Raw genomic sequence first — 17,261 nt, 5'->3', positions numbered from 1 at the left:
GAGCCGCTGCACCAGCTCGTCTACATGGTGGCGGCCGCGGCGGGTGACCACCATGGTGGGCGGCATGGGCACGCCGCTGCGCACCATCAGCTCGTAGAGATAGAGTTTGTTGCTGCAGGCGAGGATGGCGCGGGAGCTGTCGATCACTGGCATCTTGAGCTGTTCGGCGCGATGGGCAAATTCGAAGGTGTAGTGGCCGACCGCGGTTTCGGCACGCAGCCAGAGGGTGTCGAACTCCGGCAGCCGCTCTATGGCCGACGGTGGCAGGATCTCGGCCCGGATGCCCTGCGCGGCGGCAGCACGGATAAAGCGCTCCAGCGCCAACCCGTCACTGCTGGCGCGGCCGTCATCTGGGTCGACCAGAATGGCGAGCTGGTAGAGCGGCGCCGCCTGCTCCTCGTCACCGGTCCCCACCAGTGCCTGAGCGTGGTGCAGCATCAACTCTTTCTCGCTTGGGCTCAGCTCCAGCGGCGACAGGCTCTGCTGCTGGCGTACCGACCAGCCGTGGCGGCCGCGCTTGAGGGTCAGCTCCTGCAGCGGCAACTGGCTCAGGCCATAGTAATAACGCGCCAGCCCCGCCAGCTCGCTCTGTTCACACTGGCCGAAGATGGCACGTACCCGGATCCGATCCTCGCTCTGCTGGGCCAGCCACCCTTGTGCCTTGCGCCACAGTTTGGCCGGTGGCTGCTGGGGTTGCAGTCGGCTGATGGCCAGCAGACCCGGCAGGCAGTGGTGGCCGCGGGCCTGGGCCAGCAGCGAGCAGTAGTAGCCTGCGCTCAGGTGTTCCAGAGTGCGGCAGAGGTTGATGATGCGGGGTCGGCCGCCGGTGGTCGGCACGCCATGTTGCAGATAGGTGCGGGCGGTCAGCAGATAATCGGCATGGCAAGGCCAGTCGCCCAGCTCTTCGACGATGACATAGGTACTCATATTTTCGGCTCCACAGATCAGACTGCCTGAACAGGCAGGATCCCCAGTGGGCTTCGATGCACCGACAAGCACGACAATGGCGCGAGGGGAAACAAGAGGTTACAGTGCCTAATATGACGCCTTGGTAACTTGTGATACAAGTCGCATTTTTGGTGCTGAGGATAAATAACTGAACAAGGACTCCCCGTGTTGACCGTACGTGCGGCCCGAACCGATGATCTGGGCGCCATCGTTAATCTGGAACGCTACTGTTTTCCTCCCGAAGTCGCCTTTGGCCGCAGCCGCTGGCACTATCTGCTGGCCCACGCCAAGGGGCGCACCCTGTTGCTGCTGGATGAGAAGCATCAGCTGATGGGCTATCTCTGCCTGCTGGAGCACAGAGGCTGGGATCGGCTGGTCATTCAGGCACTGGCTATCCGCTGGACGGTGCGCCGTCTGGGTTGGGCCCGCCGTCTGCTGGAGCAGGTGATCCACGAGGGCAAGGCCGCTGGCTGGGGGGCGATTCGCCTCGAAGTGGGGGACGCCAACGAAGAGGCGCTGGCGCTCTATCAGGGATTGGGATTTCGTCCCCAGCAGCGGCTGGCGGACTACTATGGCCGCGACCAGCACGCCCACCGGCTGGTGCTGCCGCTGGTGAGCGACGAGGAGCGTGAGCGGCGCAGAGTGGCTCGCACTCAGGCGCGCAAGCCGTCTTCACGGGCCAACTGATCATGTTGAACGAGCAGAATCGAGGAGCAGGATGAGCTGCGACAACTGTCTTGCCACCGCCATCAGGGCCAAGCTGGGGCGCTGTCCGGTCTGCGCTGGCCAGACCTTCGTCATCGGCCTGATTGGCTGGCTGGTCTGGTGGTGGTGCGGCGCCGATACCTCGGTCAACGCCCTCACCGGCCTGCTGTTTGCGCTGGGAGGCTCGGGCCTTCTGCTGCTCCATCTGGTGGTATTTGTCTGGCGCAAGGCGACCGGACGTGAATTGAGCGATGAATGAATCTGAATAGATTCAGACAGATAAATAACAATATCGGTGTAGATATGGAGGTTCAGATGATTGCAATGGTAACGGGCGCCTCGTCCGGTTTTGGTGAAGCCATCAGCCGCCAGCTGGTGCAGGCGGGGTATAAGGTGATCGGTACCGGTCGCCGTGCCGAGCGGCTGGCTGCGCTGGCTGACGAGCTGGGCGAGCAGTTCCTGCCGCTGGCGTTCGATGTGCAGGACAAGGCGGCCACCCGCGCTGCCATCGCCAGTCTGCCGGTCGCTTGGAGCGAGGTGGATCTGCTGGTCAACAACGCCGGTCTGGCGCTGGGGCTGGAGCCGGCCCACAAGGCGGATCTGGAAGATTGGGAGCAGATGATCGCCACCAACATCAGCGGTCTGACCCTGCTCACCCGCCTGCTGCTGCCGGGCATGGTGGCGCGCAATCGCGGCCACGTCATCAACATCGGCTCCATCGCCGGCACTTACCCCTATCCGGGCGGCAACGTCTACGGCGCCACCAAGGCGTTCGTGAAGCAGTTCAGCCTCAACCTGCGCGCCGATCTGGCGGGCACCGCCATCCGCGTCACCAACGTGGAGCCGGGCCTGTGCGGCGGCACCGAGTTCTCCAACGTGCGCTTCCACGGTGACGATGCCAAGGCGGCCTCCGTCTATCAGGGGGTGGAGGCGATCCAGCCGGAAGATATCGCCAATACCGTGCTCTGGGTGAGCCAGCAGCCGGCCCACGTCAACATCAACAGCATCGAGATCATGCCGGTGGCGCAGACCTTCGGCCCGCTCAATATCAGCCGTCGCTGATCGCTGGATTGGCTGAAACAAAAGAGGCTCCCTTGGGAGCCTCTTTGCGTTGGCGAGCCGATTACAAGCTCATGATCTTCTTGAACTCTTCCTCTGAATACTTCTTCTCGCTGCGCTTGGCGAGATCCGTCATCAGCTTGTAGCGCAGATCTTTGGCCATCCGATAGGTCTGCTCCAGCTGGCCGTAGGAGTAGTCGGCGGCCAGCCCGATGGCGGTAGCCTTGTCGCTGGCATAGGCCTGCTTGAGGCTCTTGTCGAGCAATGCCACCTCCTTGTAAAGCTTGCTGCTCTCCTTGCTCCAGACGCCGCGCAGCAGCGGTAGGTATTTGTCTGGAGCGGCGCTGGCCAGCGCGGTCAGGCTGCGGAACTGCCAGTAGGCGGAATCATCGGAGTAGCTGTCGTTACCGGTGCGATAGGGCAGGGGGTAGGATTCCAGCGCGTTGTAGAGCGGCACCATCACAGATTCGGCCAGCACGCCATAGCTCTGCCAGATGAGCCCCTGCAGCTCTTTGGGCATCTCCTTGCGCAGTTGGATGACGTGGGATTCCAGCTGGCGATCGACGCGGATCGGCCGCTCCGCCTTGCCCGCGAGCGGCGTACCGTCATAGGTAGCGCTCAGCACCCTAGCCACGTCCGGCACGGCGATGGGGGCATCCGGCTTCATAAAGAGCGGATATTGCGCCTGCCGGGTCGCCTGTTTGTGGGAGGCAGTCAGCATTTTTTGGCCGAGCCACTCCCGATCCACGTTATACGGGTCAGCGATGACCCCGAACGCCTTGGCGAAGTTGAAATCTTTCGGGTCGGTGTTATCCAGCAGTTTGTGCTCGCGCACGAACTCCAGCAGCTTGGGTGAGTGCAGCACATCGGCGCTGTCGAGATTGACGCCGTGGATCCGCAGACCGTTGGCCACCATGGCGTAGCTATTGTCCGGCACCCGCACCGCAATCCAGTGGTGGCCGGAGCCGATCTCCATCAGCCAGGCCTCGTTCACATCCGCCAGATAGAGGCTGTTGCCCTCACCGGCGCCATATTGCTCCACATAGCGGCCGAGCAGCTCGACCCCCTCTTTGGCCGTCCTGGCCTGCGGCAGGATCAGGGTGGGGATGATGGCTTCAATCACTCCCTTCTCGATCAGCGGATCGGCTTCTTGGGCCTTGTCGTTGACCTCGGCACTGGTGGTGGCCGAGATGGCGACGTTGAACTCGTTGATGCCGCGCTCTTCATAATATTTGCCTGCCGGGTCGCTGGTTGTGGCATCCCAGTCGTGGATGACGGAGTAGGCAAAAAATGCTTTGGGCATAGGCACTTCCAGCCCGTTGCCCAGCTTCCAGAGTTTGCCCTCATTTTGCTGCGTGGGCCGGAAGGCGAGGTACTTGTTCCAGTTGTTGACGCCAAAATCCTCGTTTCTGGCGATCATCACGCTGCCATCGGCACTGGCCCCCTTGCCGACGATAAGGCCGGTACAGGCGTCGGCACTGGTGCCAAGCAGGGTGAGCAGGGTGGCGGAGAGAAGACTCAAGGTGTGTTTTTTCATAGGTGTACCCGAAGGGTTGCGGTGAGTGAGAGTCAGACGAGGGGATGAGGTGTGGGGAGGCCGCAACTCCGAACTGGCAGCGGAGCGAGCACGGCAGATTGGTCTGCCTGTTATTGGTTTTTCGAACAGATCATCCATGACACGGCTGGCTGATTGTGATGTGCGCCAAAATTGTATTCCTGAGTGGTTGTTTATTTTGTGATCGAGCTGCAGTTCCTGACTTTTCTCTGGCGTCGTGGTGAGCGGACGGCGAAATGTGCCAAAACAGTGTGAACTGGCAGCAGATGAGTCATGATTCTGACGCCAGTTTGCGTGGGGGGCGTGGCGAGATCCGCCATATCTCTGGATCTCGAACTATCTGACAAGTTGGCCTGTAACTTGCTGGTTTAATTGATAATGGTGGGGCCTGACGCCCCATGTGACCGGATCAGCCTGTGCTCATTGCCGCAGATGCGCACCGAATTGGAGCCCCCATGGATATCAAACCCTACAGCCAGCAGCTTGCCCAGAGCGCATCCAACAACCGCGCCCTCGCCACCCTCAACAGTGCCAGTAGCGGCGGTCAGGGTGGTGGCTGGGAGGAGATGGTCAGCCTCTCCACCCAACGCATGACCGGTCAGGCCCAGCAGGTGCTGACCTACGAACATCTGGCCAAGAACAACAAGCTGCCACCGGCGCTGGATATGAGCTCCGACAAGGGGGGCGTGGTGCAGCAGCTGGTGGACAAGGCGCTTGGTTTCGATCGCAAGAAGTTCAACGAGATCGAAGAGAAGCTCAAGACCATCGCCGATAACAAGAAGCTGACGCCGGAAGAGCGGGCGGAGCAGAGCAAGCCGCTCAACGAACAGCGAGAGGCGATGCTCAAGGAGGCGATGGATCGCCTGACCGGCAAGAAGAGCTCATCCAAAGATGAGGCCAAAACTGCCTGATCCTGCCGCTGTTCTGAGATCTACCCGGTCGGCACCGATGGGCCAGTGTCGACCGCCGATGGGCAAGCTTCTGCCACCTCTTTTGACCTCACCTCCCCACAGGCGCACAATGTCCGCGCATTGAGCCAGTCGAGGAGCCCGCCGTGTACAACTTCCAATATGCCAATCCGACCCGTATCTGTTTCGGCGAGGGGCAGATCGCCAGCCTGCCCGAACTGATCCCGCCCGGCAGCCGGCTGCTGGTGCTCTACGGCGGTGGCAGCATCAAGCAGAACGGGGTGTATGAGCAGTTGACCCGGGCGCTGGAGGGGGTGACGTGGCAGGAGTTTTCCGGCATCGGCGCCAACCCCAGATACGAGCTGTTGATGGAGGCGGTGGCGCAGGTGAAGCGCGAGCGCATCGACTTCCTGCTGGCGGTCGGTGGCGGATCGGTAGTGGATGGCACCAAGTTTGTTGCGGCGGCCGCCTGCTACGAGGGGGATGATCCCTGGGATATTTGCGGCAAGCAGGCGAGCGTGCACAAGGCGCTGCCGATGGGCTGTGTGCTGACCCTGCCAGCCACCGGCTCCGAGAGCAATCCCACCTCGGTGGTGAGCCGCGGGGATGTGAAGATCTCCTTCAGAAGCCCGCTGGTGCAGCCGCAATTTGCGGTGCTCGACCCGACCACCACCTACAGTTTGCCGCCGCGCCAGACCGGTAACGGAGTGGTGGATGCCTTCGTCCATATTGCAGAGCAGTACCTCACCTTTCCGGTGGGAGGCGAGGTACAGGATCGGCTGGCGGAAGGTTTGCTGCAGGTGCTGGTGGAGAACGGCCCCAAGGCGCTGGCGGAGCCGACCAACTATCAGGTACGGGCCAATCTGATGTGGGCGGCCAGTCTGGCGCTCAACGGGCTTATCGGTTGCGGAGTGCCGCAGGATTGGGCCTCTCACGCCATCGGCCATCAGCTGACGGCGCTCTACGGGCTGGATCATGGCCAGAGTCTGGCGGTGGTGCTCCCCTCACTGCTGCGTGAGCGGGCGAGCCAGAAGCAGGACAAGCTGGCCCAGTTTGCCGAGCGGGTGTGGCATTCGACCCGCGAGGACAAGGCCCTGCGCATCGAAGAGGCGATTATCCGTACCGAGCAGTTCTTCCAGAAGATGGGATTGGGTACCCGGCTGGCTGACTATGGCCTCAGCGAAAGTTGCATTCCGGCGGTCTGCTCCAACCTCAAGCGGGTGGGGCGCACCGCGCTCGGTGAGCAGCAGGATATCGACCCGGATCGGGTGGCACGCATTCTCGCCCGCGCGCTATAAGCCGGCGCCGGTTTGTGTCCCTGGCTGATTCATTTTCCCAATTAAAGAGGGCCGCTTGTTGCGGCCCTCTTGCATGACGGGTTAGCCGATCACTCGGTGCGTGCCTTCAGATAACCGGCGTAATCCGGGATCTGCACGCTGAACGCTTGGCGCATATGGGGGCTGTCCATGATGAAGTCGGCGGTCGCTTCGTTGGTGGCGACCGGGATGTTCCAGACTGCCGCGAGGCGGAGCAGCGCCTTCACGTCCGGATCGTGCGGCACCGCATTGAGGGGATCCCAGAAGAAGATCAGCACGTCGATCTTCCCTTCGGCGATCAGGGCGCCGAGCTGCTGGTCACCCCCCATGGGGCCGGAGAAGAGGCAGGTGATGGGCAGTTGCGCCTGCTTGCCGAGCATGGTGCCGGTGGTGCCGGTCGCATAGAGGTGGTGGAGCTTGAGCTCCTCCTTGCGCCGCATCACCCAGTTCAGCAGAGGGGTCTTCATGTTGTCGTGAGCCACCAGTGCTACCCGTTTGTGGGGCGCCATCTCGCGTGCAATCTGTTCCATGGAAATCGTCCGTAGCATTGTTATTGGAAGAGAGCCGTATCCTAATCGAAAGCCATGACAGATGCTGTGTCGGGCGTATTAACTGTGATCCTGTCGAAAAGTTTTCGGGTCATGGCTGCTCAAATGAAGAGACCCGCGCTGGCGGGTCTCTTTATTTGCTGGCCTGCTGGCTCAGGAGCCGTGGTGCAGTTGCGACTGCTGGTAGTTCTCCAGCCCGATGCGATCGATAAGATCGAGCTGGGTCTCCAGCCAGTCCACATGCTCCTCCTCATCCTCCAGGATCTCCTGGAACAGGTCGCGGCTGATGTAGTCCTGCACCGACTCGGCGTAGGCGATGGCTACCTTGAGGTCGGGGATGGCATCCATCTCCAGCGAGAGGTCGCAGCGCAGCATCTCTTCGACGGTCTCGCCGATGCGCAGCTTGCCCAGATCCTGCAAATTGGGCAGCCCTTCGAGAAACAGCACGCGTTTGACCAGCTCGTCGGCGTGTTTCATCTCATCGATAGACTCGTGATACTCCTTGTGCCCGAGCGCCTTGAGGCCCCAGTCATCGTAGATGCGGGCATGCAGGAAGTATTGGTTGATGGCAATCAGCTCATTGGCCAGCACCTTGTTGAGGTGGGCAATGATCTTGGGATCTCCTTTCATCGACAGTGCTCCTTGGTTCGTGCCTGAGGCTTCGATCGTTAGAGCTTAGTCCAGAAAAGTGACAACAAGAGGTCTGGCGAGCCAGCTCGCCTGAGAAAAGGGGTGACCCTGTTGGCGGGTCGCATCAGAAAAGAGGTGTCCGGATCAGGCCACTTCGTAGTAGAGCACGGGTTGATCCTGCTCCATCTTGTCGAGTTCGGCGGCGATGATCTCCATGGTCATGCGCACGCATTTGCCACATTGAGCGCCCACTTCGAGCGACTGCTTGAGCTGGCGGAATTCGCTTTTACCTGACTGCACCGCTTTGCGGATCTGGGTATCTGTGATGCCGCGGCACAAACAGACGTACATGATGGTCACCTCTTGTGGAATGAGATGAAATCTAAATGAGAATGGTTCGTAGTGCAAATAACCATTGGTAATAAGATCCCCTGCTTGCCACTGTGCAACCCCTTGGGGACAATGCTGGCAACCAGAGGAGATCACCATGCTCAAGAAACTGTTCAGCGCCCTGTTCGGGGGCGAGCCGACCAAGGCGCCGGAAGTCACTCCCACCGAATATGCCGGTTATCTCATCTATCCGGAGCCCATGGCGGAAGGGGGTCAGTACCGATTGGCTGGCCGCATTACCAAAGAGCTGGATGGGGTGCTGCAAACCCACCGTTTCATCCGCTCCGATCTGTTTGCCAATCCGGCCGATGCCGAGCGTTTCATGGTGCAGAAGGCCCACACCTTTATCGATCAGATGGGAGATCGCATGTTCGAGCCCCGCAAATCAGCTGACAGCCAAGCTTCATGACACTGCAAGAGGTCACCCTGCTGCGCGAGGCGCTGGCCCGCGCCGGTGAGCGGCGCCTGATCTGGCTGGAGGGGGAGGAGGCCGAGTGCATTGCCCGCGCCCAATCCCTGCTCGGCGAGACCGTCTTCTGGCTGGGTGCTGGGCCCGAGAGTTATGCCCCGCAACCCGCCGCCAAGGCGCTACAGCGGCTCGGTCAGGAGTGCGACACGCTGGTGTTCAACGCTTTCAGCGGCTTTCATCCCGACGCCTTCGGGGCGCTGGCGGGCACTCTATGCGCCGGTGGCTTGCTGTTGCTGCTGACGCCGCCCAGAGCACAGTGGCCTTCATGGCCGGATCCCGACCGGATCCGGCTGGTGGCCCAGCCGGAGGATGCGGGCCGGGCCGGTCACTGCTTTATCGCCCGGCTGGTGCGGTTGCTGGCGGGGGAGCCTGCCCTCTCGCTGGAGCCGCCGATTTGCTCGCAGCCGTGGCAACCGATTGGGCCCGAGCAGCCATTGAGCTGCGATCAGGCGCGGGCACTGCCCGCCATCCACAAGGTGTTGCACGGTCATCGCCGCCGTCCGCTGGTGCTGAGCGCCGACCGCGGTCGTGGCAAGAGTGCGCTGCTGGGGCTGGCTGCCGCCGAGCTGCTGCGCCAGCAGCCCGTGCTGAACATAGTGGTGACGGCCCCCTCGCAGGCAACGGTAGCGACCCTGTTTGCCCACGCAGCTCGCGGGCTAGATACCACGCCGGAACAGCTGACCGGACTGAGCTACTGCTCGCCGGATCGGCTGGTGCACGAGTCGATGAATCCCGATCTGCTGCTGGTGGATGAAGCGGCCGCCATTCCGACCCCGCTGCTTGAAGCCATGCTGGCCCGCCACAGCCGCATCGTGTTTGCCACCACCGAGCACGGTTACGAAGGGACGGGGCGCGGTTTTCACCTGCGCTTCAAACGGGTGCTCGATAGCCAGACCCCGGAGTGGCTGGAGATCCACCTCTCTGAGCCCATTCGCTGGAGTGAGCGTGATCCGCTGGAGCCGCTGATTTTCCGCCTGCTCGGCCTCAATGCCGAAGTGGCAACTCCCTTGCCACCGACCAGCCCGAGCTGGCGTCTTATCTGTCAGGAGGCGCTAGCGAGCGACGAGGCGTTGCTCAACCAGCTGTTCGGCCTGTTGGTGCTGGCTCACTACCAAACCACGCCGAGCGATCTCAGGTCCCTGCTGGAGAGCCCGGATCTCGACATCCATCTGCTGGAGCAGGATGCGAGCCTGCTGGGAGTGGCGCTGGTGGCGCGGGAAGGGGAGATAGACCCCGAACTGGCCGAGGCGATCTGGGCCGGTCGCCGCCGTCCGCGCGGCCATCTGCTGCCCCAGTCGCTGCTGGCTCATGCCGGTTTTAAAACGGCGGGGGGACGTAGCTACGCCCGGGTGATGCGTATCGCCATCCATCCCGAGCTGCATCGCCACGGGTTGGGGTCGCTGCTGCTTGGCAAGCTTGAGGAGCACTATCGCCAGATTGGCACCGACTACCTCGGCTCGGCCTTTTCGGCTAGCGCCGATCTGCTCCCCTTCTGGCGCAAGGCCGGACTGACGGTGCTGCGCATCGGCCTGCAGCGGGATGCCGCCAGCGGCTGCCACGCAGCCCTGCTGCTCAAAGTGCTGAAACCCGAGCATGAGCCCGAGCTGGATCAGTGGCAGCAGCGTTTTGTTTGCCAGTTGCCGACCCTGCTGGCGGGTGAGTTGAAAGGATTGGATCCCGAGTTGGTATGGCAATGTCTGCAAGGCAGCACCGTCACCACGGCTGAGCTTGGTGAGTTCGAGCGTGACGAGATTGAATGCTTTGCCCTGCATCACAAGCCGTTCGAACTGAGCCAGTCGAGCCTGCAGTTGTGGTTGGCGCGCAATCTGGCTGGGCTGGGTTCACTGACTCCTGAAGAGCGTTATCTGCTGATCGCAGCCATCTGGCAATATGCCGACTGGGGAAGACTGGCTGCGAGGTTGCAGCTGGCGGGCAAGCCCGCCGTGATCAAGAGGTTGCGGGCGCTGCTGGCGCGTCTCTTGAGTTCCTCTACCACTCGATAGGTTTGCCCTGCCAGTCGAGAAAGCTCAGCTCGCCATCCGGTTGCAGCCGGTTCATCAGGTTAATCAGATGGTCGGCTACCAGCTCGGGACTCTGCACATTTCCCGCTGGTACATTGGCGTGAAACGGGCGGGAGAGTTGGGTATCCACGGTGCCGGGATGGAAGGCCAGCAATTTGACGCCTGGGGCCCGCCGGGCCAGCTCGATGGCGGCACACCTGAGCAGCATGTTGAGGGCTGCCTTGGATGCACGATAGCCATACCAGCCGCCCGCTCGGTTGTCACCAATGCTGCCGACCCAGGCGCTGAGAACGGCCAGAGTGCAAGGCTCGCGGCCAAACAGCGGTAACAACTGGCTGATCCAGCGCAGCGGCAGCAAGGCATTGGTCTGGTAGACGCGGGTCATGGCATCCAGATTGATTGCTTCGAGTCGCTTCTCTGGCTGGATTTCCCCCTGATGCAGTATGCCATTGCAGATCACCACCCTGTGCGGTCTCGGTGCCAACTCCGCGATGCGGGCTACCGCAGTTGCCATCTGCTCATCGCTGTAATCACAACATAGCCAGTGCAGGGCTGGCGAAGAGGCTTCTGCTGGTGCGGGCTGACGGCTGATGGCAATCACCGGCCCGACACCCGCCGCCAACCAGTGTGTTACCAGAGCCGCCCCGATACCGCCAGAAGCGCCAATCACGACAATGCCTTCACTCATCTCAGGCTCCTTGTGAGTACATGATGGATTTCACCATCCGCCAATGTTGTCCTGATTGGCAGATACGATCGTGCCAGCCTGCGGGATCAAGCGGTTAACGCTGCAATCTTGCCGAGATCCGAGCCGCTGGGTGAATTCCATTCCTATACTGAGGGAAAACCGCAGCGGTCTGCTGCCCGCGCAACCAGAATGAGAGTCACCATGATGTCCAAAGATGGGGAAGAGCGTAAATCTATCCTGACCGAAAGTGGCACCAACGAGCTTGAGATCATCGAGTTTCACCTCAAGAAGCAGCTACCGGACGGTCGTGAAAAAACCGCTTATTACGGGATCAACGTTGCCAAGGTGCGCGAGGTGATCCGGGTGCCGGAGACCACAGATTACCCCAATGCCCAGCGCCATATGGTGGGGGTCTTCTCCCTGCGGGATCGCCTCATCCCGCTGGTGGATCTGGCGGGCTGGCTCGGCATCAAGACCAATCCGGACCCCAGCCACAAGGTGGTGATCGTCACCGACTTCAACAAGATGGCCAACGGCTTTCTGATCGATAGCGTCAGCAGGATCCACCGGGTCTCCTGGGAGGATGTGGAGTCCCCCAGCCAGTTTCTGGAAGCGGGGGAGAACGACTGCGTGGTGGCCGTGGTCAGGCGCGATGGCAACCTCATCATGATCCTCGATTTCGAGAAGATCATCGCCGATATCAACCCCGAGCTCAGCATGGAGAAGTACGACGTCACCCAGGATCGCAAGGTGCTCATCGACGATCGCATGATGGCACTACGTCAGGGCAAGACCATTCTGGTGGTGGACGACTCGGCCTTTATCCGCAAGATGATCGAGACCACCCTGCGCACCGCTGGCTACAACGTGATCACGGCCAAGGACGGGGGAGAGGGGCTGGAGATGATGACGGATTTCGATCGCCTGGCCCAGGAGGAGAGAATGCCGGTGACCGGCTTCGTCAATGCGGTGATCACCGATGTGGAGATGCCGCGCATGGATGGCATGCACCTGCTCAAGCGGCTGCGGGATACCCCCTCCTACAAGGAGATGCCCATCGTGATGTTCTCCTCCCTGATGAGCGATGACAACCGTCAGAAAGCACTGCAACTGGGGGCCAACGATACCATCACCAAGCCCGAGATAGGGCGCATGGTGGGGATGATGGATCACATGCTGCTGGGAATTGCCCCGCCTTCGCCCGCCAACAACATCTGATCTGCCATTAACTTCCAATTAGCCGGTCGAATCCACTGACCGGTGCCTCAAGCGGCCACTCCTTGCCAAGGGGTGGCCGCGCGGTTTTGGCTGTTTGCTGCGATCCCGACGCCCCTTGTCTCCCGGATATGATTCATGTAATGATAATTATTATCATTTGTTGGTGTGAAGCATATGACAGCAACCTGGGTGAAGGGGTGGGTCGAGTCGACCGAAGGTGGCAGCAGCATGAGTCACTGGAAACAGCAGACCCGAGAGGGTAACCGGCTGTTTGACTGCGGCGAGTATCATCAGGCGTTGGCCCATTATCAGCAGGCGCTCTGGCTGGCTCGTCAGCAGTTGGTGCAGTGGCACGATGCGGATGAGGCGGTGGCGGCACTGGTGGTGGCTCACCACAATCTGGCGGATCTGCTGGTGGCCATGACTCTGCCCGATCGCGCCGCCGACCTGCTCTGCTATGTGCACGACTGCCTGCTGGCGACCTGTCACTCCCCCGCTTGCTCCTTTCGCCTGCGAGAGGCTGCTTTGCGCCATACCCGCACAACCCGTGCCGAGTTGCTGACGTTCGTACAGCGCCACGGCAGCCACGCCGGGATCATGCGTTCGCTCGGTCACTGCCTGTGTCAGAGCGAGCCCTCATCCCGGCTCCATTAATCCGAACAGAGGTCATCATGATCCATACCCTGCCAGCCCTGAACTATGCCTACGACGCACTGGAACCCCATATCGATGCACTGACCATGGAGATCCACCATAGCCGTCATCACCAGACTTATATCAATAACCTTAACGCCGCACTGGAAACGGCGCCCGAGCTGGCCGCACTGCCGGTAGAGGAGCTGCTGCGCCGCTTCGATACTCTGCCTGCCACCTTGCAGGGGGCGGTCCGCAACCATGGTGGCGGCCATGCCAACCACTCCCTGTTCTGGCTGGTGATGAGCCCGCGGGGAGGCGGTGAGCCGGGTGGTGAACTGGCTCTGGCCATCGAGCGGGAATTGGGGGGATTCGATGCCTTCAAGCAGGCCTTCACTCAGGCGGCTCTGAGCCGTTTTGGTAGCGGCTGGGCCTGGCTGGTGGTGGACAAGGCGGGCAGATTGCAGGTGGAGAGCAGTGCCAATCAGGATAGTCCCCTGATGCATGGCCATACCCCGATCCTGGGGCTGGATGTGTGGGAGCACGCCTACTATCTCAAGTACCAGAACAAGCGTCCTGACTATATCGCAGCCTTCTATCAGGTGGTGGATTGGGCCGAAGTGGCCCGCCGCTATCAGGCGGCGAGAGGCTGACCTGGTCGCTGGGAATGGGTGTGCAGGCTCACCGCCATAACTCGAGTTGTAATAACAAGACCCGCCAGTTGGCGGGTCGTCTGTTTATGGTGCGTCAGTGCTGACGCTGGCGGCTGAAGGGGCCACCGGCAATGTGGGCAAGGCCGCGCTGGGCATCTCGGCGGCGGTTTCTGCCGTGGATTTGGCAGGAGTGACCGGCTCAGTCGTTGCCGCAGCGGATAAAGCTAGCGTGACTTGTTCAGTCGCGGCCGAGGCAGATGGAGTAGCCGACTCGGTGGCAACCGCGGCAGAAACTGCCGCTGGCTTGGCCTCATCCACCGCCGATTTGGGTTGTTTTAGGCAGGGTTGCAGGCTACCGATGGTACTCAGTGACTGGCAAGGCACAGGCAGACCGATGGGCACAGGAGCGCCGAGGAACTTGGGCCCCTTGTCCAGTACATAGAGGTCGAGCAGCCCCATCAGGCGGGCAAAGACTTCCCGCACCCGGGTGCGGATCCCCTGATAGGCGCTGGGATCCTCGGCATTGAAGCCGACCGCATCGATACCGAAATGGCGGGCGATGAAAATGGCCCGCTCGTTATGAAAGCCCTGGGAGACCACGGTAAAGCGCTCCTGGCCGAACACCTCTTTGGCGCGAACCACTGAGTCGAGGGTGCGGAATCCGGCGAAATCCATATAGATGGCGGAGGCGGGGATGCCCGCCTTGATCAGGGCGCGGCGCATCTGGCGTGGCTCGTTGTACTGCACGGTAGCGTTGTCACCGGAGACGATGATGAAGTCTACCTTGGCATTGTTGTAGAGCTCGGCCGCCGCCTTGATACGGTATTTGAAGTAGTGGTTGGGGCCGCCACCGGAGAGATATTTGGAGGTGCCCAGCACCACCGCAACCCGGTTGTAGGGCACCTTGTCCACCCGATCGTAGGTGTAGTGACGGGCATCCGAGACGATCCACTCGCTGTAGCCCAGCAGCATGGCAATCAGGGCCAGCAGCAAAACGAGGCAGGCGAGGAGGATCTTGGCAAACTTCTTCATGCGCGGTGCGGTCAGGGTCTGAAGTTGGGAGTGGCTATCGGCATTCTATTACAACTCGGCCGCTGGCGTCAGGCTTGATAACGGGCGGGCACCTCATTCGGGCAGAGGTTGTCGCAGCAGAGGCCGGGAGAGCGGGAGAATAAAGCGAGGGGCTGCGGCGGCAGCCCCTCGGTTAGGTGAAGGTCTATCAGTGGGCGGAGTCGTTACCCTTGCAGGCGTCTGACTCCTTGTTGGCTTGCCACCAGGGCAGCAGATCCCGGGCGAGCCACGCCTGATAGGCGTCGCTGTCGTTGGCGATCAGGTGGTCCAGCTCCCCTTCGAAGTCGCTCATCGCCTGCTGCCGATCCGGATTGCGCAGCGCCTGTGCCAGCGCCAGCCAGCTGGCGCCGCGACCGGTATCGTTGAGGAAGCGGTGCACGGTATAGGACCAGGAGTAGACCATCTCGCCACCCTGGTCGTAGTCAAGGTGGAGGATCGCCGCCAGTGTCGGGCGTTGGTTGGCGGGGCGGTTTGCCACGTTATCCAGACCCCGGGCAAAGCACTGGCCGTGGGCGATGTACTCTGCAATCCCCTCGGCCCACCAGGTAGTGCGGTTGAGCGGATAGTGGCCGAAACTGCCGTACTGGTTGAAGCGCCCATCCAGATAGTGAACGTACTCGTGGCGCAGGTTCCACACCTGGAAGGCAGGGCGTTTCCACTCCGCCTCATAGGCGAAGAAGCGGGCCTGATTGCCGGGGCGAGCCGGATCCCCCTCAATATAGATGCCGCCATTGTCGGTGGAGACACCAAACAGCGCGCTGCCGTAGCGGCCCCAGTCGGCGGAGGAGTTGAAGATCACCAGCTCCAGCGCCTCGTTGTGATCATCGGCCACCGGTTGCCAGCCTGTCTCCATCTGCTGGTGGAAGCGCTGCTCCTCGTCACCCAGCTCGCGGCAGATCCCTTCGGCCTGAGACTGGGTCAGATCCTGAGCGCGCAGACGCAGGGTGGGCGAGCAGGTGTGCTCGAACGGCAGAATATCTTCCATGCGGATCGGGGCACAAAGCCCGGCGAACTCGCCACTGATACAGGCTTCGCTGGTGCGATCCGTGTAGGTGAGGTAGTAGCTGGAGAGGGTCAGGGATACCTCTTCCAACATGGCAGCCGGATGCTGTCCGCTCGGGATCAGCCCTTGCTGGCGCATGATAGCGATGACATCGCGATCCAGCTGTTGGCGGTAGGCGATCGCCTTATCCGGGCTGGTGTGATGGAGGTAGCGCATCATCTGGTAGAGGCGGCTGTGGGCATCGAGGATGTTGTTGAAGATAAACAGATCCCGTGAGCCATCGCGCTGTTTCCAGAGGGCAAGTTCGCTCAGGCCCAGTTGCAGCAGGCTCTGGCGCAATGCCGTCTCCTGTTGCAGCACAGCTGCGCTGAAGTCTGCCTGCTGACCGTAAGAGGCGCTCTGATCGACCAGATTGAGCAGCTCGAACAGGCCATCGGCCCAGGGTTTGTGGCCATTGATCTGTGCCGCATGTTGCACCGCATAGCCGAGCGCCTGGTTGAGCTGGGCCAGCATGGGGGCGGCACTCTGGCGGAAGGCGGCTTGCCCAAGTTGTCCCTGCGCCGCCACGCTCCAGGCTTCCAGCACTGTGCCAGCCTGCTCCTGTGGTTCCGCTCCCAGCAGCAATGGGTGGTTGAGCAGATCAATCATTACCCCGGCCAGTGCCCGGGCGACCTGATCACTCTCTTTGCCAACGCCGCCGTGGTAGTTGTGGGCGCGCACATAGTAGAGCAGCTTGTCCATTGCCGGATGGGTCGGCTGGTTGGCCGCCAGCAGGGCACGCATGCCGCGCACCACCGCCATCAGCTTGGCGTCATCGTGGCCGTAATCCGCCTGCCAGGCAGGGCTGTTCTGGCCGCTCACGTCGGCCACCAGTTTGGCGGCATCGCTGTCGAGCAGATCCACATCGGGCTGCTCGGGCTCGGAGCAGAGACGACCGTTGGCGCGGCGGCACTCCAGCTGCTCCTCCTTGCTGGCCAGCACGATGGGGCGATTGAGCACCCGGCTCTCCTGCCACTCTTTGCTCTCTGGCAGGGGTTGCCACTCGCCGCCGGCGACCGGGTATTGGTAGCCGCTATCTTGCAACGTTACCTGAACCTCGCTGCCAGCGGGGATCACCTGACGACAGATGCGATAACGGATGGTGTTGCTCCCCTCCTTGCGCTCCTGTGGCTCATCACACTCCTGCTGAGGCGTGAGCTGATCCAGCTGCCACTGATAACGGCGCCAGACGTGGATCTCGCTGACCTGAGCGGCTGCCTGACTGCCTGCCACCGGTTGCAGACGGAAAAATATCTGCTCCAACCGGCCATCCCGCTCACTCGGGGTCTCTTCAAGTACCTGCAACTGCTGCCAATCCTGCGGCTGATAGTGCCACTCCGACTCTGCGCAGCCGCCTTGTGCGTTGAGTTCGCAGCGATCCAGCTCCCTTTCGCTCTGACCCAGGAT

The 17,261-nt window shown here is 61.5% G+C and carries 18 protein-coding genes; 10 read left to right on the top strand and 8 right to left on the bottom strand.

Features of this window, described 5'->3' with window-relative positions; translation table 11 throughout:
- On the bottom strand, positions 1–927 hold a 927-nt coding region (locus tag L972_RS06040), incomplete at its 3' end, for a RimK family protein (protein WP_047436608.1).
- A gap of 186 nt (positions 928–1,113) precedes the next feature.
- Between L972_RS06040 and L972_RS06035 the strand changes: the two genes are divergently transcribed.
- From L972_RS06035 to L972_RS06025, 3 genes are read left to right on the top strand one after another with little or no spacing between them, the layout of a single operon-like run.
- A complete protein-coding gene (locus L972_RS06035; protein ID WP_047436606.1) occupies positions 1,114–1,635 on the top strand; it encodes a GNAT family N-acetyltransferase in 522 nt (173 codons plus the stop codon).
- A 31-nt stretch (positions 1,636–1,666) separates the two neighbouring features.
- Complete coding sequence (locus tag L972_RS06030; RefSeq protein ID WP_005363187.1) at positions 1,667–1,912, top strand: DUF3624 domain-containing protein; 246 nt, start codon at positions 1,667–1,669, stop codon at positions 1,910–1,912.
- 56 nt (positions 1,913–1,968) lie between these two features.
- A complete protein-coding gene (locus L972_RS06025; RefSeq protein ID WP_047436602.1) occupies positions 1,969–2,715 on the top strand; it encodes an SDR family oxidoreductase in 747 nt (248 codons plus the stop codon).
- A gap of 61 nt (positions 2,716–2,776) precedes the next feature.
- Here the strand turns inward: L972_RS06025 and L972_RS06020 are convergent, their stop codons facing one another.
- Positions 2,777–4,249: a C69 family dipeptidase gene (locus L972_RS06020; protein WP_047436599.1), complete on the bottom strand. Its 1,473-nt coding sequence runs from the start codon at positions 4,247–4,249 to the stop codon at positions 2,777–2,779.
- Positions 4,250–4,722: 473 nt separating this feature from the next.
- Between L972_RS06020 and L972_RS06015 the strand changes: the two genes are divergently transcribed.
- A complete protein-coding gene (locus tag L972_RS06015) occupies positions 4,723–5,178 on the top strand; it encodes a hypothetical protein (RefSeq protein WP_019446593.1) in 456 nt (151 codons plus the stop codon).
- Positions 5,179–5,321: 143 nt separating this feature from the next.
- On the top strand, positions 5,322–6,473 hold the full coding sequence (locus L972_RS06010) for an iron-containing alcohol dehydrogenase (RefSeq protein WP_047436596.1): 1,152 nt from the start codon (positions 5,322–5,324) through the stop codon (positions 6,471–6,473).
- 89 nt (positions 6,474–6,562) lie between these two features.
- Here L972_RS06010 and L972_RS06005 read toward each other — a convergent pair whose 3' ends face one another.
- The 3 genes from L972_RS06005 to L972_RS05995 all read right to left on the bottom strand — a co-directional run bounded on the left by L972_RS06005 (position 6,563) and on the right by L972_RS05995 (position 8,020).
- Positions 6,563–7,021 (bottom strand): methylglyoxal synthase, encoded by a 459-nt coding sequence (locus tag L972_RS06005; protein WP_005354960.1) that lies wholly within the window; start codon positions 7,019–7,021, stop codon positions 6,563–6,565.
- 171 nt (positions 7,022–7,192) lie between these two features.
- Positions 7,193–7,669: a bacterioferritin gene (gene bfr, locus L972_RS06000; RefSeq protein ID WP_005354959.1), complete on the bottom strand. Its 477-nt coding sequence runs from the start codon at positions 7,667–7,669 to the stop codon at positions 7,193–7,195.
- Between the two features lie 144 nt (positions 7,670–7,813).
- Complete coding sequence (locus L972_RS05995; protein ID WP_047436593.1) at positions 7,814–8,020, bottom strand: bacterioferritin-associated ferredoxin; 207 nt, start codon at positions 8,018–8,020, stop codon at positions 7,814–7,816.
- Between the two features lie 136 nt (positions 8,021–8,156).
- Here L972_RS05995 and L972_RS05990 point away from each other — a divergent pair, with 136 nt between their 5' ends.
- On the top strand, positions 8,157–8,468 hold the full coding sequence (locus L972_RS05990) for an HlyU family transcriptional regulator (RefSeq protein WP_042081878.1): 312 nt from the start codon (positions 8,157–8,159) through the stop codon (positions 8,466–8,468).
- Positions 8,465–10,531 (top strand): tRNA(Met) cytidine acetyltransferase TmcA, encoded by a 2,067-nt coding sequence (locus L972_RS05985; protein ID WP_047436591.1) that lies wholly within the window; start codon positions 8,465–8,467, stop codon positions 10,529–10,531. Before L972_RS05990 ends, L972_RS05985 begins: the two co-directional genes overlap by 4 nt.
- On the opposite strand, the gene L972_RS05980 is transcribed toward L972_RS05985, so the two are convergent.
- Entirely contained in the window at positions 10,518–11,237 is a 720-nt protein-coding gene (locus L972_RS05980; protein WP_047436588.1) for an SDR family NAD(P)-dependent oxidoreductase, read from the bottom strand. The two genes, L972_RS05985 and L972_RS05980, sit on opposite strands and share 14 nt — an antisense overlap.
- Before the next feature lie 201 nt (positions 11,238–11,438).
- Between L972_RS05980 and L972_RS05975 the strand changes: the two genes are divergently transcribed.
- The 3 genes from L972_RS05975 (at position 11,439) to L972_RS05965 (ending at position 13,741) form a co-directional block, all read left to right on the top strand.
- Complete coding sequence (locus tag L972_RS05975; protein WP_005335957.1) at positions 11,439–12,455, top strand: chemotaxis protein; 1,017 nt, start codon at positions 11,439–11,441, stop codon at positions 12,453–12,455.
- A gap of 174 nt (positions 12,456–12,629) precedes the next feature.
- Entirely contained in the window at positions 12,630–13,109 is a 480-nt protein-coding gene (locus L972_RS05970) for a hypothetical protein (RefSeq protein ID WP_081990692.1), read from the top strand.
- Positions 13,110–13,126: 17 nt separating this feature from the next.
- A complete protein-coding gene (locus L972_RS05965) occupies positions 13,127–13,741 on the top strand; it encodes a superoxide dismutase (RefSeq protein WP_047436585.1) in 615 nt (204 codons plus the stop codon).
- A gap of 84 nt (positions 13,742–13,825) precedes the next feature.
- Here the strand turns inward: L972_RS05965 and L972_RS05960 are convergent, their stop codons facing one another.
- Positions 13,826–14,773, bottom strand: coding sequence for a SanA/YdcF family protein (locus L972_RS05960; RefSeq protein WP_047436582.1), 948 nt, complete (start codon positions 14,771–14,773; stop codon positions 13,826–13,828).
- 187 nt (positions 14,774–14,960) lie between these two features.
- Positions 14,961–17,261, bottom strand: a 2,301-nt coding sequence (locus tag L972_RS05955) for a collagenase (protein ID WP_156127041.1), incomplete at its 5' end; no start/stop codon positions are given.

Source organism: Aeromonas sp. ZOR0001, from assembly GCF_000801015.1.
Lineage (GTDB): Bacteria > Pseudomonadota > Gammaproteobacteria > Enterobacterales > Aeromonadaceae > Aeromonas > Aeromonas veronii.
The sequence above is the reverse complement of the archived record's forward strand: the minus strand, read 5'-3'. Positions and strand labels throughout refer to the sequence as shown.